24 protein-coding genes and 1 pseudogene are annotated in these 22,896 nt (G+C 51.4%); 11 read left to right on the plus strand and 14 right to left on the minus strand.

From position 1 onward, the window contains the following. The first annotated feature begins 52 nt into the window (after positions 1-52). The 7 genes from GXP72_RS11405 (at position 53) to GXP72_RS11435 (ending at position 6,122) form a co-directional block, all read left to right on the plus strand. Positions 53-640 (plus strand): hypothetical protein, encoded by a 588-nt coding sequence (locus tag GXP72_RS11405; RefSeq protein WP_024908472.1) that lies wholly within the window; start codon positions 53-55, stop codon positions 638-640. Between the two features lie 11 nt (positions 641-651). Beyond that, a complete protein-coding gene (locus GXP72_RS11410; protein ID WP_208762876.1) occupies positions 652-1,122 on the plus strand; it encodes a GNAT family N-acetyltransferase in 471 nt (156 codons plus the stop codon). Positions 1,123-1,134: 12 nt separating this feature from the next. Next, positions 1,135-1,575 carry a GNAT family N-acetyltransferase gene (locus GXP72_RS11415; RefSeq protein ID WP_148769177.1) on the plus strand — a complete coding sequence of 147 codons (441 nt, stop codon included), beginning with the start codon at positions 1,135-1,137 and terminating at the stop codon, positions 1,573-1,575. A 145-nt stretch (positions 1,576-1,720) separates the two neighbouring features. Beyond that, positions 1,721-2,716, plus strand: a complete 996-nt coding sequence (locus tag GXP72_RS11420) for an alpha/beta hydrolase (RefSeq protein WP_090416942.1) — start codon at positions 1,721-1,723, stop codon at positions 2,714-2,716. Positions 2,717-2,760: 44 nt separating this feature from the next. Beyond that, a complete protein-coding gene (locus tag GXP72_RS11425) occupies positions 2,761-3,501 on the plus strand; it encodes a response regulator (RefSeq protein WP_024908476.1) in 741 nt (246 codons plus the stop codon). Next, positions 3,498-4,796, plus strand: a complete 1,299-nt coding sequence (locus GXP72_RS11430) for an ATP-binding protein (protein ID WP_208762877.1) — start codon at positions 3,498-3,500, stop codon at positions 4,794-4,796. The genes GXP72_RS11425 and GXP72_RS11430 overlap by 4 nt, the downstream gene beginning before the upstream one ends. Positions 4,797-4,931: 135 nt before the next feature. Further along, positions 4,932-6,122: a cytochrome c biogenesis protein/redoxin gene (locus GXP72_RS11435; protein ID WP_208762878.1), complete on the plus strand. Its 1,191-nt coding sequence runs from the start codon at positions 4,932-4,934 to the stop codon at positions 6,120-6,122. A gap of 5 nt (positions 6,123-6,127) precedes the next feature. Here GXP72_RS11435 and tam read toward each other — a convergent pair whose 3' ends face one another. Then, positions 6,128-6,886 carry a trans-aconitate 2-methyltransferase gene (gene tam / locus GXP72_RS11440; protein WP_024908479.1) on the minus strand — a complete coding sequence of 253 codons (759 nt, stop codon included), beginning with the start codon at positions 6,884-6,886 and terminating at the stop codon, positions 6,128-6,130. Positions 6,887-7,326: 440 nt separating this feature from the next. Here tam and GXP72_RS11445 point away from each other — a divergent pair, with 440 nt between their 5' ends. After that, positions 7,327-7,965 carry an acyl-homoserine-lactone synthase gene (locus tag GXP72_RS11445; RefSeq protein WP_048991632.1) on the plus strand — a complete coding sequence of 213 codons (639 nt, stop codon included), beginning with the start codon at positions 7,327-7,329 and terminating at the stop codon, positions 7,963-7,965. A gap of 14 nt (positions 7,966-7,979) precedes the next feature. Here GXP72_RS11445 and GXP72_RS11450 read toward each other — a convergent pair whose 3' ends face one another. Both GXP72_RS11450 and GXP72_RS11455 read right to left on the minus strand, forming a co-directional pair. Beyond that, positions 7,980-8,672, minus strand: a complete 693-nt coding sequence (locus GXP72_RS11450) for a LuxR family transcriptional regulator (RefSeq protein WP_048991631.1) — start codon at positions 8,670-8,672, stop codon at positions 7,980-7,982. A gap of 305 nt (positions 8,673-8,977) precedes the next feature. Then, complete coding sequence (locus GXP72_RS11455; protein ID WP_024908482.1) at positions 8,978-9,562, minus strand: NUDIX domain-containing protein; 585 nt, start codon at positions 9,560-9,562, stop codon at positions 8,978-8,980. An 86-nt stretch (positions 9,563-9,648) separates the two neighbouring features. Between GXP72_RS11455 and GXP72_RS11460 the strand changes: the two genes are divergently transcribed. Then, the gene (locus tag GXP72_RS11460) at positions 9,649-10,422 is read left to right on the plus strand and encodes a DeoR/GlpR family DNA-binding transcription regulator (RefSeq protein WP_208763913.1); all 774 of its coding nucleotides are present in this window, start codon (positions 9,649-9,651) and stop codon (positions 10,420-10,422) included. A 38-nt stretch (positions 10,423-10,460) separates the two neighbouring features. Here GXP72_RS11460 and GXP72_RS11465 read toward each other — a convergent pair whose 3' ends face one another. The 4 genes from GXP72_RS11465 to GXP72_RS11480 all read right to left on the minus strand — a co-directional run bounded on the left by GXP72_RS11465 (position 10,461) and on the right by GXP72_RS11480 (position 12,907). Next, on the minus strand, positions 10,461-10,823 hold the full coding sequence (locus GXP72_RS11465) for a DUF4406 domain-containing protein (protein WP_208762879.1): 363 nt from the start codon (positions 10,821-10,823) through the stop codon (positions 10,461-10,463). 137 nt (positions 10,824-10,960) lie between these two features. Then, the gene (locus GXP72_RS11470; RefSeq protein ID WP_024908485.1) at positions 10,961-11,332 is read right to left on the minus strand and encodes a VOC family protein; all 372 of its coding nucleotides are present in this window, start codon (positions 11,330-11,332) and stop codon (positions 10,961-10,963) included. Between the two features lie 94 nt (positions 11,333-11,426). Further along, positions 11,427-11,870 carry a PACE efflux transporter gene (locus GXP72_RS11475; RefSeq protein ID WP_024908486.1) on the minus strand — a complete coding sequence of 148 codons (444 nt, stop codon included), beginning with the start codon at positions 11,868-11,870 and terminating at the stop codon, positions 11,427-11,429. Between the two features lie 74 nt (positions 11,871-11,944). After that, entirely contained in the window at positions 11,945-12,907 is a 963-nt protein-coding gene (locus GXP72_RS11480; RefSeq protein WP_090416929.1) for an NAD-dependent epimerase/dehydratase family protein, read from the minus strand. Positions 12,908-13,001: 94 nt separating this feature from the next. On the opposite strand from GXP72_RS11480, the gene GXP72_RS11485 reads away from it, so the two are divergent. Continuing rightward, entirely contained in the window at positions 13,002-13,910 is a 909-nt protein-coding gene (locus GXP72_RS11485; RefSeq protein WP_090416927.1) for a LysR family transcriptional regulator, read from the plus strand. Between the two features lie 275 nt (positions 13,911-14,185). Here the strand turns inward: GXP72_RS11485 and GXP72_RS11490 are convergent, their stop codons facing one another. The 6 genes and pseudogenes from GXP72_RS11490 to GXP72_RS11515 form a co-directional block, all read right to left on the minus strand. After that, positions 14,186-15,277 carry an HBL/NHE enterotoxin family protein gene (locus tag GXP72_RS11490; protein WP_048991625.1) on the minus strand — a complete coding sequence of 364 codons (1,092 nt, stop codon included), beginning with the start codon at positions 15,275-15,277 and terminating at the stop codon, positions 14,186-14,188. 35 nt (positions 15,278-15,312) lie between these two features. Beyond that, positions 15,313-16,200, minus strand: coding sequence for an HBL/NHE enterotoxin family protein (locus GXP72_RS11495; RefSeq protein WP_090416924.1), 888 nt, complete (start codon positions 16,198-16,200; stop codon positions 15,313-15,315). A 111-nt stretch (positions 16,201-16,311) separates the two neighbouring features. Continuing rightward, positions 16,312-17,454, minus strand: a complete 1,143-nt coding sequence (locus GXP72_RS11500) for an HBL/NHE enterotoxin family protein (RefSeq protein WP_048991623.1) — start codon at positions 17,452-17,454, stop codon at positions 16,312-16,314. 245 nt (positions 17,455-17,699) lie between these two features. Further along, complete coding sequence (locus GXP72_RS11505; RefSeq protein ID WP_024908520.1) at positions 17,700-17,969, minus strand: hypothetical protein; 270 nt, start codon at positions 17,967-17,969, stop codon at positions 17,700-17,702. 559 nt (positions 17,970-18,528) lie between these two features. Beyond that, positions 18,529-18,606 (minus strand): annotated as a pseudogene (locus GXP72_RS11510) (recombinase family protein); the annotation flags it as partial. Between the two features lie 17 nt (positions 18,607-18,623). Continuing rightward, positions 18,624-18,950, minus strand: a complete 327-nt coding sequence (locus GXP72_RS11515) for a Silver-binding protein (RefSeq protein ID WP_208762880.1) — start codon at positions 18,948-18,950, stop codon at positions 18,624-18,626. 316 nt (positions 18,951-19,266) lie between these two features. Here GXP72_RS11515 and GXP72_RS11520 point away from each other — a divergent pair, with 316 nt between their 5' ends. Next, positions 19,267-19,713: a hypothetical protein gene (locus GXP72_RS11520; protein ID WP_244319913.1), complete on the plus strand. Its 447-nt coding sequence runs from the start codon at positions 19,267-19,269 to the stop codon at positions 19,711-19,713. A 40-nt stretch (positions 19,714-19,753) separates the two neighbouring features. Here GXP72_RS11520 and silA read toward each other — a convergent pair whose 3' ends face one another. Beyond that, positions 19,754-22,894, minus strand: a complete 3,141-nt coding sequence (gene silA / locus GXP72_RS11525) for a Cu(+)/Ag(+) efflux RND transporter permease subunit SilA (RefSeq protein WP_208763915.1) — start codon at positions 22,892-22,894, stop codon at positions 19,754-19,756. Positions 22,895-22,896 lie beyond the last annotated feature (2 nt).

Consider the following 22,896-nt stretch of genomic DNA (forward strand, 5'->3'; position numbering starts at 1 on the left):
GGGTTCATTCCCTACCAGAAATGGGCATCATTTCTTTAATGGCGAAATTTTGATGAGCTTTTTGTCTCTTTTAACCGGACGGGTTTTCCAGGATCTCCTGCAGCATGGCAAAGAGATAGAGGAGGCTATTGCTCATCGTGATATCCGTCTCTTGAATCATTCCACGCCCGAGCTAGAACGGTATTTTTCGCGTCCACTCAGCGAGCTTCCGCGTCAAAATCCTTATCCGGTAGCTATGCTGTTACCTCTGTTTTTAGTGGCGTTTGCGTTAAACCTTCTGCCTTTTCTCAGCACGTTGCAGGGTTTGTCACCTTTGCATCATGCATTGAGCTTTTTCTTACCATCATTGACGATGACAGGCGCGCTCATTGTGACAAGCGTACTCCTGGCACGTGGTAAGACGTCGGGATTGTCGGGCTTTATGGCGTTGTTCATCATCCTGCTGATAACAACCCTCATTCAGGTTTTACATTTCCTGCTTTCGCATGACGGAGGTCTTTGGCCGCTGGTCATCGCATCATTCGCGCTATTACTTTGTCGGGTGGTGATGAACAGCAGCGGCTTTGTGCTGTTTACGCTCTATTGTCGTACTCAGCGTCTTGCCAGGTCGGCACGGGAAATGTGGCTAAAAAGCCGTTAAAGGAGGAGGTTATGACATTACGAAAAGCCAGGCCACAGGAAGCCGAAACGCTCTGGAATATTCGCAATCAGGCGATTCGTCACGGCTGTAAAACCAGTTACGACGCAGAGGTCATTGCGCGCTGGACGCCAGATCTCATGCCCGAACGCTTTCGGAAGATGATCATTGAATACCCTTTTTATGTGGTGGAAGATGAAAAGGGCGATGTTGCGGCAACCGGCTATCTGGATCTTGACACACATTGCCTGGAGGCGATTTTCACCTTGCCTGCAGCCTTCGGTAAAGGCATGGCGACCCGGATTATTGAGGCGCTAAAACAGGAAGCCCGTAGCCGGGGGATAACCCGCCTGACGCTCGATGCGACGCCTAACGCCCAGTCGTTTTATCAGAAGCAGGGGTTTGTTACGCTGAGCGAAAGCTATCATCACTCGCGTATGGCGGGTGTCGATTTACGCTGTTTCGAAATGGCGATCAATTTGTAATGTGAGGAACACATGGCTGTCACGGTAAGACCTCTACGCGCAGACGACTATTCCCAATGGCGACCGCTGTGGGATGGTTACACCCATTTTTATGATTGCTACCTCGAGGAATCCGTCACCGCAGCGACGTGGGAAAGGGCGCTATCAGCGCATTCCCAGATGTTCTGCCGGGTGGTAGAGAAGGACCAAAAGGTCATCGGTTTCGCGATGTGCATTCTGCACGAAGGAACCTGGTCAACGGCCCCCATCTGCTACCTGGAAGATCTGTTTGTTGATGCCGACGAACGCGGAGCGGGTGCAGGTAAGGCGCTTATTGATGCTCTGATTGAGGAAGGCAAGCGCGAAGGGTGGTCGAAACTGTACTGGGTCACCCGGGAGAACAACCCGGCGCGTAAACTCTATGACAAATATGGCGAAGCTGACGATTACGTCCGCTACCGACTCTCCCTTTAAGGCGACAACGCCTGTGTTTGTATCACACTGTATCAGCGTCCCGGATACATACACAGGCTTGCAATAAACCCGCTTTCGCACATATCCGCTATACATTGCAGTGTTGTTATATCCCCGTGAATTGTACTCAACCGGAGATACCAACATGTTCAGCAAACTTGCTTACTCAACCCTCGCACTGACCGTTTCACTTGGCACCGTGATGTCCTGTCAGGCCGAAGTCACCGGCACAAACGTCGCCGCAGCATTTGACCATCCCCAGCAAATCAATGCCGGCGATCTGAATGTCGGCTATGTCGACATTGGTCCGAAAGACGGTCAGCCGGTTATTTTACTGCACGGCTGGCCGTACGATATTCACAGCTATGCCGAGGTTGCACCCGCACTGGCGGCAAAAGGGTACCGGGTCATTGTGCCGTCTCTGCGCGGTTACGGCACCACGCGTTTCCTGTCAGCAAAAACGCTGCGCAACGGCCAGCCTTCGGCGATGGCGAAAGACATCGTCAACCTGATGGATGCCCTGAATATCCGGCAGGCGGTGTTTGCAGGATATGACTGGGGTGCCCGGACGGCGGATATCGTTGCGGCGCTGTGGCCCGAGCGCGTGAAGTCACTCGTTTCAGTGAGCGGGTATCTCATCAGCAGCCAGCAGATTGGCAAACAGCCGCTGCCGCCAAAAGCGGAGCAGCAGTGGTGGTATCAGTTCTATTTCTCTACCGCGCGTGGTGCTGAAGGCTATGCCAAAAATACGCATGACTTCGCCCGTTTAATCTGGTCTCAGGCCTCACCTGACTGGAAATTTAGCGATGCGGTCTTTAACGCCAGCGCCAAATCACTCGATAACCCGGACCACGTCGCGGTGACGCTCAGTAATTATCGCTGGCGTTTAGGGCTGGAAAAAGGCGAGCGCAAATACGACCGCTACGAGCAAAAACTGGCTACGCTGCCGAATATCACCGTACCAACGATCACCATCGAAGGCGGCAACAACGGCGCGCCGCATCCGGCACCGCAGGCCTATGCAGCTAAATTTACCGGCAAATATGAGCACCGCACCTTCGGCTCAACCGTGGGGCACAACCCGCCTCAGGAAGATCCGCAGGATTTCGTCAAGGCGGTTATCGACGCGGATAAGCTGTGAAATGTGCTATTTTCAGTACGTTACCCTTCGGTCTGGAGAGTTCGGTGGAACATATTGACCACATCCTTGTCGTCGATGACGACAGGGATATTCGTGAACTGATTGTCGATTATCTCGGCAAGTCTGGCTATCGCGCGACGGGCGCGGCCAACGGCAAAGAGATGCGTAGCGTACTGGATAAACAGCATATCGACCTGGTGGTGCTGGACGTCATGATGCCCGGCGATGACGGTCTCACGCTATGCCGGCAGCTACGCAGCGGCAAACATAAAGATCTGCCCATCCTGATGCTGACGGCGCGCAATGAGGAGACGGACAGGATTCTGGGTCTGGAGATGGGTGCGGATGACTACGTGGTGAAGCCGTTTGTCGCCCGTGAGCTTCTGGCACGCATTAAGGCGATTTTACGGCGTTTTCGCACGATGCCGCCCAATCTACAGGTGACAGAAGCAGGGCGGCTGGTGATGTTCGGTGAATGGCAGCTCGATACCGTCGCCCGCCACTTAATCGACACGGAAGGGGTGATTGTGGCGCTCAGCGGGGCGGAGTATCGTCTGCTGCGCGTTTTCCTTGACCATCCGCAGCGCGTGCTGACCCGTGACCAATTGCTCAATCTGACGCAGGGGCGTGACGCCGAGCTGTTTGAACGTTCTGTCGACCTGCTGGTTAGCCGGGTTCGCCAGCGCCTCAATGAAGATGCCCGCACGCCCGCCTATATCAAAACTGTGCGCAGCGAAGGCTACGTCTTTACGATGCCGGTGACCATCAAAGAGGTTAACGAATGACGCTCTGGCCACGCTCGCTGCTGGCCCGTTTGCTGATCGTCGTGCTGCCCGGTTTGCTGCTGGCTAACGCCCTGAGCCTGACGCTGGTCATGATTGAACGCATGCACAGCGCCCGCACGGTGATGCTCGGTAATCTGGAAAACGACGTCGCAACCAGCGTCGCCATTTTAGACCGCTTACCGGCCAGCGAACGCGCCGCCTGGCTGCCGCGGCTTGAACGGGGTAACTATCGCTATATTCTGGGCACAGGGGAACCCGGCGCAGCGCCGACGGATAAGCGTTCGCAGGATGCTATCCGAACCTTAAAAGCGACGCTCGCGGCACAATATCCTCTCAGCTTCACCGCCGTTCCCGGCGCCATTTCACATATCCAGGCGCATCTCACGTTACGCGATGGCTCGCCGCTGACCATTGACCTCATCCCGCGCATGCCACCCGTCGCCAGCTGGTTACCCGTTGTGCTCATCCTGCAGCTGCTGCTCCTGGCGGCCTGCTCCTGGATCGCCGTGCGGCAGGTGGTTCGGCCTTTTTCACAATTTACCCGCGCGGTGGATTCACTTGATCCGGCGGCCAGCACGCCAATGACGGAGAAAGGGCCGCTGGAGCTGCAGCGCGCAGCCCATGCCTTCAACGCCATGCAGGCGCGCATTCAGTCTTATCTCAGGGAGCGCGCACAGATCCTGGCCTCTATTTCTCACGATCTCCAGACGCCCATTACCCGCATGAAGCTTCGTGTAGAAATGACGGAGCAGCCTGAACTGCGGGACAAACTCTTAAACGACCTTGATAATATGTCGCGTCTGGTGCGGGAGGGCATTGCGTATGCCCGGTCATCAGAATCACTGGAAGAGACGTCGCTGAAGCTGGAATTGAACGCCTGGGTCAACAGCATCGCCAGCGATTATCAGGACATTGGTAAAAACGTGCAGTTTCAGGCAAACGAAGTCCGTTTGCCGATCGTCACGCGTCCGCAGGCGCTTCGTAGAGTGATGTCTAACCTGCTGGATAATGCCCTGAAGTTCGGCGACTGTGCCGTCATTGCCATTGATGATTCGTCTGCCGAAGAGGTGGTGATTCACATTGTGGACGACGGACCGGGAATACCCGAAGCCGAGCTGGAGGCGGTTCTGCAACCGTTTTATCGTGTTGAAACCTCGCGTAACCGCGATACCGGCGGGACAGGACTCGGCCTGGCGATTGCCGCGCAGCTGACCGCACAGCTGGAAGGAAAGCTCAAACTGGCGAACCGAGCCGGTGGCGGACTGGACGTCTCCATTACGCTACCGCGTCGTTAATTGTACGGCTTTGTATCTCCTGGCCCGGATGATACAGAGCCAGACAAAAACCGCGCGTTTACACATATCCTGAACACATCAGGACGATGAAATAGCCTCACTGCAGTGTCGCAGGACATGTAATGTGAGGTCATTATGTTTCTGGTAATCGCTTTTCTGGGCGGGATGATAAGCCTGCTAAGCCCATGTACGCTCCCGGTTATTCCACTCCTGTTCGCCGGTTTCCAGGGGCAACGACGACATATTCTGGCCCTGCTCGCCGGGATGGTCGTGATGTTCACCCTGGTGGCGATGGTCATCACCGTCGCCAGCGAGTGGATAACAGCGGCAACCATTGTTGGGCGCTGGATCGCGCTCGTCATTCTGGCCATAGCCGCGCTGGCCTTAATTTTTCCGTCTTTCGCCCAGCGTATCGCGGGACCGGCCGTCAGCGCAGGAAATGTTCTCAACACCCGAAGCGGGCAAACGCGCGGAATGGCATCGGCTTTTCTGGCCGGGCTTGCGGTCGGTCTACTCTGGTCTCCCTGCGCGGGCCCCATCCTGGGCGCTATTTTCAGCATTAATATCGCGGGCCACTCGGCCATCGCCACGGGCGCACTGCTCGCTGCCTATGGCAGCGGATGCGCGCTGATGCTGGGCCTGCTCGTTATCGGCAGCCGCTCGCTGATGACACCGTTAAGGGCAAAGTCTGCGCTGATGGCGAAGCTCCGTCAGGGGGCAGGAGTTGCAATGTTAGCGGCAGTCGTCCTGAACGCGACGGGGATGACCTCGCTGCTGAAAGGGGCTAACGGCGTCGCAAACCGTCTTGAGACCGCGCTTTTAAATCTGGCAACCCCCCCAACCGCGCCGGTGAAGCTCCAGCCGGTGGCGATCGCTGAGCCCAGCAGCCAGCTGCCTTCGTTAAGCGGTGGAACAGGGTGGATTAACGGTGACCCTGTCACGTCTGAAGCATTACGAGGGAAGGTTGTTCTGATTGATTTCTGGACGTGGGATTGCGTTAACTGCCAGCACACGCTCCCGCATGTGCGAGACTGGGCCACGAAGTATCAGTCGCAGGGGCTGGTGGTGATTGGGGTTCACACCCCAGAATACCCCTGGGAAAAACCGCTTTCGTCGGTACAAAAGGCGGTAACGAAATGGCAGTTGCCGTATCGGGTTGTGACGGATAACAACTATCAAATCTGGAATGCGTTCGGCAACCAGTACTGGCCAGCGCATTATTACTTTGATGCCAAAGGGCAGCTGCGCTATACCGCCTTTGGCGAGGGTGATTATGCGCAGCAGGAAAAGGTTATCCAGCAGTTGCTCAAAGAAGCCCGCCTATAATCGGATCAGGGCTGGCGTTGAGCCACGATAAACAACCGAGGAAAAGCCAGCAGTATCTGCCCGTTTTCCTGGAGCGGATACTGCTCTTCCAGCAGTTCATGGTAGCGTTTCAGGAAACGTTTCTGCTCGCTCTCGTTCAGTTCCTGGAGCCAGGGGCGCAGGCCGGTGGCGCTTACCCAGTCAATAATGGCCTGATGAGAGCTCATTTTGTGATAATAGGTTGTCCGCCAGATATCCACGTCACAGCCAGCCTCCGACAGAATATCGTAATAAGCATGTATACCCGGCAGAGGTTCGCGGCCACGGTCCGGGTAGTCTTGCTCCAGCGCCACTTCACGCATCGCCACATGGGTGGGTTCCAGCCAGTTATCGGGCATCTGGATCGCCAGCACGCCATTTAACTTAAGCAGGGAGACAAGATGAGGCAGGAGATCGTAATGGTCCGGAACCCATTGCAGCGACGCGTTAGCATAAATCAGGCTCAGCGGCTGGCCAGGCTTGTACTGACGGATATCGGCCTCAACAAAGTGGCAGTCAGGTAAGGCGGCGCGTGCTTCCTCGAGCATGGCAGGGGAGTTATCGACGCCGGTGATGTGCGCAGAAGGCCAGCGATGCTTTAACAGCGCCGTGCTGTTACCTGGCCCACAGCCCAAATCGGCGATAGTAGCGGCTTCATCAAGAGGAATTCTGGCGAGCAACTCGGCTGCTGGACGCGTTCTTTCTGCGCCAAATTGCAGGTAAAGAGAAGGGTTCCAGTCGGCCATCATCAATTCTCCGTTTTGCATGATTCTGCAAGAATAGCACAGGCAGATACCTGCAAAGCGGTACCGGCCAGGGTTTTGGGCGGATGAAGTCAGCAGATTCTGTAAAATGAAGGGGAAGGTGGGAAAAATAAGCAATCGGAAATATTACCCCTTAAAAGATTAAGGGGCAATGTTTTTATTGTAATTACTTTATGATTATTGTTTTTTATTATTTTATCGGCAAAGTGCTTCTTATGCTCTGTACCCGAAACTTTAAATATTAGATAATCATCGATGGGTATATCCCTGGTGTTTCGTAGGTCTTTGACCTCCTGACCGCTTAGTTTTGCGAGAACTTCGTGGTCAGGTACTTTTTAAGTATAGGGAATATGCGGCACAATGAAAGCTGTCCTAAAAGACAGGTGATGATAGTTTCAGGTGTTATTATCAGGAACAAGAGCATGATTTCTGTCATTGAATTTTTTTTACACGACTACGATGATTTACCCCCAGCACTAGCGCACGAACTCTACCGACTCAGAAGAAAAACCTTTCGGGACCGACTCGACTGGAAAGTGGAATGCGTCGAAGGGATGGAAAAGGATCAATTTGATTCCCATAACACGACATACTTACTGGGTATGTATGATGGACAGCTGTTATGCGGCGCGCGATTTATTAACTCAACGCAGCCGACAATGATAAGCGAAATCTTTCACAATTATTTCGATAATCCCATTGTTTTTCCAGCCGATGTTCCCTGCTGTGAAGTGAGTCGTTTATTTTTAGATAAAGAAACACGAGATTCTGCAAGTTTGCAGGGCGTGCCCGCCAGTAAAGCATTGTTTCTTGCAATGAATATTTATTGCATAAAGAATAAATATCACGGAATGTACGCAGTAGCCAGTCGCGGTATGTATGCCATATTTCGGCATGCGAACTGGAAAGTTGAAGTTATTCAGCGCGGTGTTTCTGAAAAAGGGGAGGTTATTTACTATATTTATATGCCTGCCAGCACCCGCGTTATTGAAGATATTATTAGTAAAGACAAATCCAGCCACTGGCTTCGCGAAATGCTCGGGCATTTACGCTATCTATAACCAGTGTCTGAGGGTCAGTCGTCCAGTAACCGGAGTTCTGTTCCAAGCTTTATTGCATGTCTGGCATTATTCACACCGAGTTTTTTCATTATATTGCCCATATGGAATTTAACGGTGCGTTCAGCAATAGATAAAATAACAGAAATTTCTGCATAGGTTTTTCCGGCGCTGACCCATTTGAGGATTTGTCGCTCACGTGGCGACAAGAACACATTCTTTTTCTGCTGATGCTGACTATACAGATTGAGTGTCTTCTGATGTAACTGAACAAGGAAGCGTAGAAATTGCGGCCGATATTTCTCTATGTCAATACCAGAATGCTTAGGACTGATGACGGATAAGACAACAAGATTATTCATATAGTCATGCAGAGGAAAAGTCTGCCCCTGGTATATATCATACTGAACGCTTTCGTCGAAAATGCGTGTCAGGTTATAACCATCCGACAGGACGACATCGCTTTCCCAGAAAAAGTCTTCAACACAGCGCAAAGCCCGAATAATGACAGGGTCAATGAACTGATATTTTCTTTCAATGTAGATATTAAACCACTCAGGACTGTTATTGAGTATCCTCATCTGTGAAGGATCTTTCTTGTTCATAATAGCGTAGGCAAAGACGATCCCTTTGAAGTCCTCAAAAAACGCGTCCAGCTCACTCTGAATTAGCGTATTGATCGTTATGTCGTTGTAATATGTATCCTTCACGTGAGTTGCTGCCTCCTGTTCGAGTGGAGGAGCAAGTATAATATGCTTCGTTATCTGTAGCGAGTCGCATTTTAATCCAGTGAACAGATAAGACAGGCTACCTCTGCAGGCAGCCTCGTGAACGTTTGGCATTTTTGAATGGTAAATGCTGATGACTCAGGGAAATGTTTATGATTTTATCGAATTTCGAAATCGTTCACTAAATATAGTAGGCTGCAAAATTTAGGAGGTTTCCCGCATTCCATCCGCGTATCGGACAAGCGCACCAACTCATGCACCTTCAAATCAGGATTTAAACCAGTAGGTTACAGAATCCCTTTAAGGGCCACATGATAAAGCAGCATGATGGTTTTCCCGTCGACGATTTTACCCGTCTCAATGCCGCGTAATGCCTCTTCAAGCGTCATTTCCAGCACGTCGATATCTTCTCCTTCCGCCTTGATCCCACCGCCAGCGCCGGTTCTGTCTCTCGGCTGGTACTCGGCAAGGTAAAAATAGAGCTTTTCCGTAACGGAGCCCGGGCTCATATAGGCTTCGAAAATTTTCTGCACGCGTGAAACGTGAAATCCGGTCTCTTCTTCCGCTTCTGCTTTGATGCGGCTCTCGGGATCCATGTTGTCCAGCAACCCTGCAGCGGCTTCAATTAGATTGTCCTCATGGCCGTTGATAAAGACGGGGAAGCGGAACTGGCGAGTCAGGATCACCGTCTTTTTATCACGGTTGTAGAGCAAAATCGTCGCGCCGTTGCCACGGTCATAGACTTCCCGCTGCTGCCGCTGCCATTCGCCATCACGTCGCTGCAGGTCGAAGGTGTATTTTTTAAGGACGTACCAGTTATCTGACAGTGTTTCACTGTTAATGATGCGCACATCTGCACGTTTTGATTGCACGTTTGTTCCTCCTTACGTAGAGTAATTATCATAAACAGCATTATCGTGCATTTACAAGATAAAACATGCAACATCAGGAATTCATGATGCTCACCAGTCAACGAAAACAATTGATCCTCGAAAAGCTCGGCGCCGAAGGTCAGGTCCAGTCAAAAGCGCTCAGCATTCTCTTTGACGTCTCTGAAGACACCATCCGGCGCGATCTGCGCGAGCTGGCGGCAGAAGGGCGCTTGCAGCGGGTTCACGGTGGCGCGCTTCCAGCATCTTCCGCGATTGCTCCGTTTGCTGAACGGCAATCCGTGAAAATGGATGCGAAAAAAAGGGTGGCCCGCAAAGGCGCGCAGCTGATTTCATCAGGCCAGGTGGTGATCGTCGATGGTGGTACGACAACGTCGGAGCTGATTACGTTTCTCCCTCCCGAGCTTCGTATCACTGTGGTGACGCACAGCCCGAGCATTGCCCTGGGGCTTGTCGATCATCCGTCCATCGAGGTGATTCTGATCGGCGGTCGCTTGTATAAACACTCTATCGTTGCGGTCGGCGCTGCGGCCATCGAAGGCATCGAAAATATTCATGCAGACCTGTTCTTTATGGGCGTGACCGGGATCCATCCTGAAGCTGGATTAACGACCGGTGATTTCGAAGAGGCGTGCATCAAACGTGCATTTTCCGGCAGAGCCGCGGAGACTGTTGTTCTGGCTTCTCCGGAAAAGATCAACACAGCGTCTTCGTTTGTGATTGGTGATGTGTCATCGGTGAATACCATCGTCGTGGAAGACAATACCGCTAAGGACTGGATCCGCGCAGTATCAGAAAAGGGGGTATCCGTCGTGTTAACCTCAGATCGTGATACTGTCTGACAGCCAGCCTGAGAGCATAGCCTGGCTGTCGGTTTTCCTTAAGCCTCAGGAATGTCCTCAAGCGCGGTATAAACCCTGAGGCCGTATTTTCTGGCGACCTCAATGTCCATATCGGCACCTTTAGATACACCGGCGATACGATAAATTGCATCGCATTTAGCTATGAGCCGGTGAGCAACGGGGTAGAGCATCGCTTCGCTGATTTCATCACCAACGGTTTTCGAGCCCGCGGCCTTTGCCAACGGCAAAGCAAGCCATTCACCTATGATCGGAATGTGACCACGCTGGTAAACGGCTAATGCTGCGCTTTCGAGACGCGCCAGATTCTCATCAATGCGCGCCTGAACGCCGCCGGTTCCGCTGCGGTAGGGGCCGGCAATTAGAATCAACTGTTGTGTCATAAATACCTCTGTCAGTGTTATTGCATGATGTTGCACGTTAACAGGCCATACCTTACGGAATTAATGTGGCTTAATGAAGCACTTTCGTGCATAATCGTGCAAATAGACGCATGACAGATATTTAATGACATCTGACGCTACAGACTCTGCGGCGCATGGCACACCGCCTCGATATTATGACCATCAGGCGAGATGACAAACGCGGCATAGTAATTTTCACCGTATGACCTCAACCCCGGCCCGCCGTTATCACGTCCGCCGGCGCGCAGTGCAGCATGGTAAAAATCATCAACCTGCTGGCGCGTATTGGCCACAAACGCCAGATGCAGAGGCGCGGGTTTGTCATTTGTATGGAAAAGGCAAAGTGAAACATCGCCGGAACTCATTTCTACACCATACTCCGGCGTGCCTTCATCGATGAGTTCTACACCAAGCGGGCGAAGCGCCTCGAGGAAGAAGGTTTTACTTTTTTCATAATCGCTGACGCCGAATTTCACATGATCAAACATTATCGACTCCTGAAAAGAGATAGAGAAATGAAGAGTATAGGAGGTGAGTGGAGTCGAAGATGATCAAAGGCGTGTCAATGTGACTGATATCTCGCTACATAACAGACCGTTTACGTCCAACAAACGTCCAGCGCAGATAGTCGTAAAGCCAGTTAAACAGCATCGTGTATGGCAGGAAAAACAGTACAAGACCAATCTCAACAAAAAATGCCTCAGTCATTGTAAGATTCAGCATAATCATCGCGACAGGCATTAAGGTTATGATGAGTCCCGCTTCAAAACCTACCGCATGGATCGCACGAATGAGAAATGTTCTTTCAAACTGGTATTTTTTCTGCAGGGAATCAAAGAGCTTATTAAAAATAAAATTCCAGACCGTTGCGGTAAGTGCGGATATGACGGACAACGTGCCTGACTGAAGTACAGACACATTCATCAGCCAGGCAAGTGACAGGGCGATAATAACGTTGGCCGTCACCTCAAAAATGACAGCATGGAAGATTCTCTCTTTAACACTTTTATTTAATTCAATTTCCATTTGATTAGGGCTGCGTTTTTCAAAAGCTTAAGTATATCAGACATCTTTCAACTCTTTCTAAACAGCAGGTTATGTTAAATACAGCCCAAACCAACTAATGTGGAATGTACGGCCTCATTAAGAGGGGTCTGCGGTTCGTGACCTAAAAAGGCAATCAGTTTTGAATTATCCATCTCTATTGTCTGCTCCCAAAGATAGCGCATCTCCCGCATTTCATGCAGCGTAGCGTTAAAGGGACTCATCGCAGAGATAAGCCACCAGGGAAACGACTTCACCTTCGCCTTTATACCGGCACGCTCCACGACGAGCTTTATGGCGGCGGTCATCGCTGTCCCATCAGGATCCCAATGCCCGCGCATATGGAAACTGGCAAACGGTTCGAGCTCATCCCGACGCGCCAACAGTGCAGCGAGCGTTTCGGCGACATCCGGCAGATAAGCCCACTGGTGGCCTGCGCCGGTTTTGCCGGGGTTTTTAATGACCCGCGGTGGATGCCCCGGTTTGACCAGTCCCTGTGAAAACCAGTTGTTGCCAGCATGGGGACCAAAAAAGTCTCCAGCCCGCAAAATCAGCACCTTTCCGCCACGCTGTGCATAGGCTGCGAGTTCCTGCTCCATTTGCACGCGTATGGCGCCTTTTCGGGTAACCGGATTCTGAGGGGAATCCTCGCGTAAGAGGGGAAAAGCATCCGGACCGTAGTTATAAATCGTGCCCGGCAGAACGATTAATGCACCGTTTTTCTCCGCTGCGCTGATGGTGTTATGCAGCATGGGCAAAACGAGCTGTTCCCAGTTTCGATAACCCGGCGGGTTAACGGCATGGACAATCACGCTGCATTCTGACGCCGCCGCCTCAACCTGTTCAGCATTCAGCGCATCTCCGCTTATCCACGAAATGCTATTGTTGCGATCGGCATTTTGCGGAGTGCAGCGGCGCAATGCACGCACATCCCATTCGTCCCGGATCAATTTACGGGCTATTTCGCCACCGATCCCACCCGTTGCGCCCAGTATTAGTACCTTATTTGTGCTTTTCATCATCTGACCCTTATTGGATATCTGCTTGACATCTTAATGACCGCACGGGCTAAATGTAATTGCATAATATAAGCCAGCAGGTATGCATTTTTGTATGAAGCTAAATATCCCGTGGGAATGGTATCGCACATTTTTGGCCGTGATGAGGGAAGGGTCTCTGTCAGGGGCCGCACGCAGGCTTGCCATTACCCAGCCAACCGCCGGACGTCATATTGCAGCACTGGAATCGGCCCTCGGCCTTGTTTTATTTACACGTTCACAGACAGGATTGCAGGCTACGGACGCAGCCGTCGAGCTGAAGGGCCATGCGCAAGCGATGGAAAATACGGCCATGATGATTGAGCGGTCAGCTGCCAGTTTCAGCTCCGGCGCAGCCGGATTACGAGGCGTGGTGCGCGTTGCCGCAAGTGAAATCATCGGCACTGAAGTTCTGCCTCCAGTGATTGCACAAATAAAGGAGGCATACCCGCAAATAACCGTTGAACTGGTTCTGTCTAACCGCGTTCAGGATTTACTGAACCGGGAAGCGGATATTGCTGTACGCATGACCACACCGGTGCAGGAGCAACTGATTGCTCGTCGGATGGGCAGGATTGAAATAGGTCTGCATGCCGCGCCAGCCTATGTGTCACGACATGGAGCACCGGAAAGTATTGATGCGTTATTCACCCATACGCTTGTGGGTTTCGATAATATGACGCCCTTTATTTTACAAGCACTTAAACAGTACCCACAGCTAAACCGCGAGCTGTTTACCGTGCGAACCGACAGCGATATTGCACAATTAAACCTCATACGTGCCGGAGCAGGTATCGGTATGTGCCAGGTGCATCTGGCCGATTTTTCTCCGCCGCTACAGAGGATAATGCCTGATTTCTTTGCATTTCATCTCGACACCTGGCTGGTGATGCATGAAGATTTACGCCACAGCCAGGCCTGTAAAACGGTGTTTGATTTTCTTGCAGAGGGTTTACAGGCTTATATCAACAGGGCAAAACGGTAAGTAAACCTGGGAAGAACAGTACCGTTAAGCCGGCATGCGCTGGACGCGCTGTGAGATAGCCGGCGTAGACGCTTTCAGAAGCCAGGCCAACGATGTCCGCAAAACGCCAGATTTTCCCTGATTCCATACAAGTGCGCATAATGTATATTATGTTAAATCATGTTGATTATTAACTTACGCTGTTTTGTACCACCCACCTTCAACCAACGGTGCTGACGCTATACCTGTTCTAAAAAGCTTTTCTGCCCGGCGGTTGTCGGGCAGCTCCTCGCCTGTCATGCACTCGACTTCAGTTCATTTGCGGGAACAGTATTAAAAGGCAGCGGCCCTAACTGCATCACGCTTCCCGCCTGATCGCCTAGCTGTTGCCACTGGCGTTTCATCGCGCTCAGCCTCAGTGCCAGATACCCTTTTGAACTCTGCTGCAGGTCGGCCAGCGTTTGCTGGTAGCTATCAGCAACGGTCTGCCATCCGTTGACCAGCAGCTTAGCGGCATCAATGGCAGACTGAGAAAGCCTTTCACTGGCCGTCAACTGGTTATAAACCGTGTCAAAAACAGCCACTTCCAATTCAAGCCCGACGAGATTGGTCAACGTTGTGCTGTACTCTTTTTGCGCTTTGACGATATCGGCAGAGCTTATGGTCATCGCCAGCGTTCCGCCCGCGACCAGGGTAATACCTGCAGCCAGAAGCGTTTGCGTTGCCCCACCGGTTTCGATAATTGTTGTGGCCGCAATGACAATCATGCCGATCCCTATAATGTCGCTCACCGCTCCCGCCGAAATCTGCACAATATCTGCATCCATCTGTTTATTTAGATCGTTTAGCTTCTGCCGAAGTGCCGATATTTCCCCTTTATCACCGGTAATTTGCGTCTGCACGGTTTCTTTAGCCGCTTTAAATGTGCTCTGACTGCTGTTGATCCCATTCACATAAACCTGGACGTTATCGACAAACACCCCCGTGGAAGTGACGTTTTTCTGAGCAAGAAAAAGCAGCTGCTGGATGCCCTGCTGGATATAAGGAAGCTGGCTTTTATCCCCCATGTCATATTTTTGTGCCGCCGGAAGAAGTGCATCGACATAAGCCCCCACCTGATTCGAAAAATTACGCACATTCACCAGAGAAGAGATGGCCGCCGGATTAATCGAGGACAACCATTCCTGCGCCTGATCGCGCGCAATAGCCTGCTGTGCAGGAAGATCAGGTAAAATATCTAAATGAATGTTGGGTTGACATAATACAGTGCTCGCATAAGTCTGTTGAGCAATCGATGAAGCACCAATGCCCTGAATACCTGTCATTAAGGTATTGGTTGATGATGATTCAGTATCATTTTTCACAGCTGCAATGGCTTGCATGATCATAATGAAAACCTCAAAGTCGTTAATTGGTTTTTGCCTTACTGCAATTGCTCAACGGTGCGCATCACTTCCTGCCAGTTCGCCTGCACGGTATTAACCGAGACGATAAGAAAATCCGCAGTCACCTGTTGTTGGGTGACCTCCGACAGCTCGGCCGTCACGGTTTGCCAACCATATTGAAGAGATTGTGTCAGGCCACACAAAATAGCGGTTCCTTTGGTCAATGCGTTCAGTGCATCACTGGTGGCGCCGAGCTGTCCTATTTCCTGATAAAGCCTCTCCGTTTCCTGTTGCGCCTGACCAATCGCCCGCTCTGTGCTTTGCACATAGCCTGTTAATTCCATAATGGCGGCGCCAATCCCAAGAGTAAAAATGCCGATGATAATTTCCATCCGCTTTTTACTTTCAAGCTCTGCATTCAGCGCATTCAGCTGAGCGTTAAGAGCTTCTAATCTTGCCCGATCGGCAGCTAATAACTGTTGCGCCCTTTGCTGATCGGCTAGCAAGTTCCTTGAGTCCGTCGTAATGTCATTATTAAAGGAAATAACAACCTCATTGAAATTATTCAGAGAGGCGGATAGCGGCGCGCTGTCGGAGAGTAATTGCTTAATCTGTCCCTGAGCTTTTGTGAGATATCCCTGTCCGTCAGGACCATTTAATTCAGAACGGATGTTAGAAACCGTAGAATCCAGCTCGTCTCCAAACCTGATAACCTCGGAATACAACGAATCCATTTCCACCACAATGTCAGACAGATAATAATTCGCATGATTGTGGACGGAGACAATATTTTCATTCAGGTCGGGGATCTGCGGATCGTTAATGGGCGGAAGCTGTTCTAATTGTTGTACGACCAGCTTCATCTGTTGACGCACATTTTGTTGAGCCGTTAATGCCTGAGTAAAGCTGACTTTTAATGCTGGCATACTCTGAACCTTAGACAAGGGTCTTTTATTGGCATCATCGTGAAACGATGCGTCCGGTTTGTCTGTTAAAACAATCAGACCCTCACGGGCCTGATTGATGATTGATGAACGCTATGCAGCAGCCAGCCGTGCAAACGTCGCCGTTGGGTTAGGCAACAGGATCCCACCGCTGGTAACCGATGCGTTGCTGACCGGTAAAGAACCATAATCCAGGAGTTTACGGGCATGATTGCCAACATCATCCCAGTCCGCTTTCGCCGCATTGAGTTGCGCGATCAGGAAATAACCTAAATCGGGGGTCGCGCTGGTCAGCGCCGACTGGAAGACAATAAAGTCCTGTTCAAGCGTCTGCCAACCTGCCAGTAAAGAACCCGCGGCCTGAACCGCAGCGGATGCCTGGCCTGAAAGGTTCTGAACAATCGTATTCACGTTTTTGGTGGCAGAATACTGTTGTTGTAGTTTTGTTCTGGTCGTAATGGCCGTGCTGAGCGCGCTGGTTTGCTTGGCATAGTCAACTCCCCCGGCAATGGCAACACCAGCACCGGCTCCAACGACCACCAATCCACCGACAATCAGTGCGGTACTGACACCTGCGGTCGCAATTTCCGCCAGTGCCCCCACGGCAATCATTAATCCCCCTACTACTGCGGCGGTTGAACCCGCTGCAATCATAGTCAAGTCTTTACTCATGGCGGAATTAATAGCGTCGATTTGTTTCCCCAGTGCGGCAATTTGCCCGTCTTTACCGGCTAATGCCGCCTCTGCCGTCGAAAAATCACTAGCGAAATTGCGGGCATCTTCGGCAAGCGTGGTCTGGAACCCCCCCACTGAATTAACCACGGTATGCGTAGCGGTTTGTTTTTGAGCGACCAACGCCTGAAGTTGCTGAACACCCAGTTTAAAAGTATTAATTGATGCTGTGTCCGAAGGGTTTTGCTGTATTTTTACCGCCAGCTTAACCAAAGGGTCATAATAGGAATCAAAATTGTTAGAGAAGCTCACAATATCCGTATTGGTTGAGATCATTTGCGGCTGTATGACATCGCGCCAGGATGTGGCATGGTCTCTGGCTTTTGCCTGATGTTCCGGTAGATCGGGTAATATATCAGGCAGAGAGAGATCGGCCTGTGTTAAAATGGTGCCGACATAGTTTTGAATAATCACAGCTGCCGTGGTTGAGGCATCAGCACTCGCTTTCATGTTATTACTGTTAATCGACGGATTAGTGCCGGCCTGTAGAATATGATTTAGCATTATTAAATACCTTTTCCGTTACTAAGATCGGAGTGAACTCTTAGAACTCAGTTAAATATAAAACATATTGACCGTGGCTAATCAGGTCATTTCATACCAAGGAAATCGCGTTTTAAGCTCACGACTTCTTTCAATAAGTGGATTAAAGAAAAATCAACTTAATAAAAATCACTTATTTACGAAAAGACCGTCAAAGCCTGGAATATTTTCCTAAATCACGCATTGACACAGTATTGATTGAAAGTTCAGATTCGGGTGATTCCGACAATATGCGGAGCCCCCTGCAAAGGCTGGAAGATTTCAACAATAGACTCCCACACCACTAAAGCAGGCGGAATTGAAGCAAGGCACTTGAAGCGATAATTTGTCCCGGCCACTAACTGCGTTGAGACGGCCTGCGGCTCATACGTTACACCAACAAATCCCGCCATGGCTTCTTTAAATACCTGCCAATCTTTTTCAGTCAACGTATGATAAGCCGTCCAGCCACCAACAATAGTCTCTTGATTCGACATGATATTGCCTCGATATTAGTCATCCTACTCATTTGGCTTTTCGGAGTTCGCCCCATCTATTTTGAAATGGTTTCTGGAATCCATTTATTTCCATACATATTTGTAAAGAAAAAAACCACCAGCTTCAATCTGGCAGAAGCTGCTTGTGATATATTTTATATTTTAGCCAGTGCAATAACTGGCAATCAGAACGTTCTTAAATATTAGTGGTACAATCATTTCCCGCAACTGACTTTAATAATACGGAATTTCATTTTACTGCACCATGGGTTACATGGTGTAATGTGCCACTTTATAACATAAGTAAAGTAGCAATGATGGCTTTTTCATCTTAATCCAGAGTAATGCCTCAAGTGATTAATTATTATCAGAATAAACACCCCCTCCCCCAGAAAAAGGCAAAGAAAAATCGCTTTTGTTTTAAATTAACAATTAAGCAATTGTTAATGGTTAGTTTATTTATTAATCAAAGCTTAATTGTATAAATATTTTAAATTTTGATTTGTAGGCCTTTTTTCGGCTGAAATAAAAAACCCGCAAAGTTACCTGCGGGTTTTCAAATTGCTGTGCCGCCCATTTTCGCGACCACATGCAGACGGTACACTTCAGCAGGATCGATGGAGGGTTTACGGCCTCGAGAGGCTTCGCAGCGGATTAATTCTCTGTCATCTGGCGACGATGTTGTTGCGCCTGCTGCTGATGGCTGACCGAAGACTGGCCGTTATTCGCCGTCTCGTGTGCAATCGCCGCTTTCTCGTGTTCATTCATCGCGGAAAACGACGTCGCTGTTTCGTTAGTACCGCATGGACGGGTTTTGATCATCTCCTTATGCATTTCCGCCATGCTCTGGCTCGAATCCGATGTGTTGCTTTGCATCATGTCATGGGGCAGTGCTGCCTGTTTGTTGCTGTTTGTCTCTGCCGCCCAGCTGGATGCAGAAACCGCCAGGAGGGCAATAACAGATAAAAGGATCTTTTTCATAACGGTATCTCCGAAGTTAAAGCGCCCAACAGTTGGAGGCCTTCTTTATAATGAATTATAAAAACCGGCTACTGTTTATCGCATGACTGGCGAGTGACATTTCTGTCACTCTATGAGCTTATTCCCTACCCTATTCCGGCACTCAAGGAATGAGAGATACAAAACGTTGATTATTCAAATAATTAGAAATTTATCCCGTCGCCTGCAACACTGTAACGAGGCGGCTACCAGCATAAGCAATGCCTCCCCGACACAGCTGCAACAGCTAAAGACTCAGTTGGCTGAAGAAATGGGCAAACCTGTAGGCCTACACACCATGGGGATTCCCGCGGCAATCAGTACCCTCGGGGTGATTGTCAGTTTCGCCATTCCGCAGCTGTGGCTGGGGTATGGCGTACTCGCCGGACTCGACCAGCCAGCGGGACACGTATTCGTCTGGGTTGTCCTGATCGCCCTTCTGTTCGCTGGCCTTAACGGCGTGACAATGTTTATGATTGGCAAAGGCAGCATGCGCGCCGTGCGGTTACACCTTACGCTGGCGGTGATAAGCCTGGTATTAACGGCAGCCTATCTGCTGGTCGCGCTGAGCGGTAGCGCTGCTCCGGGCGTCAGTCTGACCGCGGCGCTAGTGAGTACCGTCATGCTACTGCTTAGCGGCAGCTGTATCCTTTCCACCGCCTTCTATAAGATGCTGCTGTTTACTCTGCATAATCGTACCTGGCGCAAGCTTCTCAGCCAGACGCGTGCTAAAACAGCGCGCTAAGCGTTCATCCCGAAAAAAACCGCCATCGCTGGCGGTTTTTTTATCGCTTTTTATGCCTACGCAACCAAATTAACTTATACGCCGCAGGAATAATAAACAGTGATAGTAGCGGAGCCGTGATCATCCCGCCAATCATGGGCGCCGCTATCCGGCTCATGACTTCTGACCCGGCACCGGTACCCCACAGAATGGGCAGCAGACCGGCAATAATCACCGCGACTGTCATCGCCTTTGGCCGCACGCGCAGCACCGCGCCATGATAAAGAGCGTCATCTAGCCCCTGTTCGGTGAACGTTTCCCGATGGGATAACGCCGGGTGCGCTTCAATGGCATGACGCAAATACATCAGCATGACCACCCCAAATTCTGCCGCTACCCCGGCCAGAGCGATAAAACCGGTGCCGGTTGCCACAGACATATGGAAGCCCTGCCAGTAGAGGAACCATATTCCTCCGACCAGGGCGAACGGCAAGCTCATCAGGATCAGCAACGCTTCATCCACGCGACGGAACGCCAGATACAGCAGAATGAAGATGATCATCACCGTCATCGGCACCATCAGCTTCAGTTTCTTGTTGGCGTGTTCGAGCAGTTCAAACTGTCCGGAGAATGAGACGCTGGTACCCGGTCTCAGCTTTACGTTCTGACTGATAGCCGTTTTAATGTCGTTCACCACCGACACCATATCCCTGCCGCGGGCATCGATATAAATCCAGCTCGCAGGTCGGGCATTCTCCGTTTTTAGCATCGTGGGGCCGGAAACCACGTTGATATCCGCCACATCGCCCAGCGTGATCTGCTGTTTCATCGGCGTGAGGACAGGCATCTGCTTCAACGCGCTCGGGCTGTTCCGGTAGTCCTGAGGATAGCGAATATTAATCGGGTATCGGGCGACGCCTTCCACCGTTTCACCCACCGTCGCCCCGCCGATGGCCGAGGAGACGAACAGCTGCACATCACCCACCGTCATCCCGTAGCGGGAGGCTTTTTCCCGGTTGATATCAACATCGATGTAGCGCCCGCCCTCCAGACGTTCAGCCAGGGCAGACACCACGCCCGGCACCGTTTTGGCTACCGCCTCAATGCTCTGGGCCGTGGCGTCAATATCCGACAGAACGGTACCTGACACTTTGATACCGATGGGGCTTTTGATCCCGGTCGAAAGCATGTCTATCCGGTTACGAATGGGCGGAACCCAGAGGTTCGCCAGGCCAGGCAAACGAACGGTCTTGTCTAGCTCATCAACGATCTTGTCAATGGTCATGCCGGGCCGCCACTGATCCTCAGGCTTGAGCTGAATAGTGGTCTCCACCATTTCGAGCGGCGCGGAATCCGTTGCCGTTTCGGCCTTGCCGGTTTTGCCAAACACCGAGGCCACTTCAGGCACGGTTTTGATGAGCTTGTCCGTTGTCTGTAACAGCGCGGCAGCTTCAGCCGGAGAGACGCCCGGCAATGTTGACGGCATATACAGCAGGTCACCTTCATTTATCTTTGGCAGGAACTCGCCGCCCACCTGGCTCAGGGGCCAGATCACAGTGAAGATGGATAAGACCGCAGCCAACAGGGTTGTTTTAGGCCAGTGGAGCACACGAATCAGTAGCGGATGATAGGCTTTAATCAGTAGCCTGTTCAACGGGTTACTGGTCTCTGCAGGGATTTTACCCCGGATCCAGAATCCCATCAGGATAGGGATAACGATGATCGCCAGCGCGGCCGCGCCCGCCATGGCGTACGTTTTTGTGAAGGCCAGCGGACCAAACAGCCGCCCTTCCTGACCCTCAAGGGTAAAGATAGGAATGAAGGACAAGGTGATGATCAGCAGGCTGATAAACAGCGCGGGGCCAACCTCGACAGAGGCGTTGGTGATCACCTTCCAGCGCGTAGCGTTATCAATCTGCTCTCCCGGATGCTGGTGATCCCACTCTTCCAGCCGTTTGTGCGCGTTTTCAATCATCACGATAGCGGCATCCACCATCGCGCCGACGGCAATGGCAATGCCTCCCAGCGACATGATATTGGCGTTCAGTCCCTGGAAATGCATGACGATAAAGGCAATACACAGGCCAAGCGGCAGAGAGATAATCGCCACCAGCGCCGAGCGAACGTGCCACAGGAACAGGGCGCAGACGATGGCCACCACGATAAACTCTTCGAGCAGCTTGGAACTCAGGTTGTCGATTGCCCGATCGATGAGCTGGCTGCGATCGTAGGTAGTCACAATCTCAACACCTTCCGGCAGGCTGGCCTTCAGCGTCTCCAGCTTATCTTTCACCGCCGTAATGACCTCGCGCGCGTTTTTACCCGAACGCAGGATCACCACGCCGCCCGCCACTTCACCCTGCCCGTTCAGCTCGGCAATACCGCGCCGCATTTCCGGCCCCGTTTGTACGCGGGCAACATCACGAAGGTAAATCGGTACCCCGTTCTCGCCGGTTTTCAGAACGATGTTATTGAAATCGTCCATCGTCTGCAGATAGCCGCTGGCCCGGACCATATACTCCGCTTCCGCCATTTCAACTGACGATCCCCCTGCCTCCTGGTTAGGCGACTCAAGGGCCTGCTTAACCTCCGGCAGACTAATGCCGTACTGAGCCAGTTTTAACGGATTGACCTGGATTTGATACTGCTTCACCACGCCGCCGACGGAGGCCACTTCAGCCACGTTCGGGATCGTTTTCAGTTCAAATTTCAGGAACCAGTCCTGCAACGAGCGTAACTCGGCGAGATCGTGTTTTCCGCTGCGATCCACCAGCGCATACTCAAATATCCAGCCCACGCCCGTGGCATCAGGGCCTATTTCTGAGCTCACACCGGCAGGCAGTTTGCCCTGAACCTGGTTCAGATACTCCAGCACGCGCGAACGGGCCCAGTACAAATCGGTACCGTCTTCAAAAATGACATAGACATACGAATCACCAAACTGCGAAAAGCCGCGCACGGTCTTAGCACCGGGAACCGACAGCATGGTGGTGGTGAGTGGATAGGTGACCTGGTTTTCAACAATCTGCGGAGCCTGGCCGGGATAGCTGGTTTTGATAATCACCTGAACGTCAGACAGATCGGGCAAGGCATCGACCGGGGTGTTGATGATGGTCCATGTTCCCCAGACGCTGAGGAAGAGCGCCCCCATCATGACCAGGAAACGGTTGGCGACTGACCGCCGGATAATCCATTCAATCATCA

It is taken from the genome of Enterobacter sp. SES19 (assembly GCF_011765665.1).
GTDB lineage: Bacteria > Pseudomonadota > Gammaproteobacteria > Enterobacterales > Enterobacteriaceae > Enterobacter > Enterobacter pseudoroggenkampii.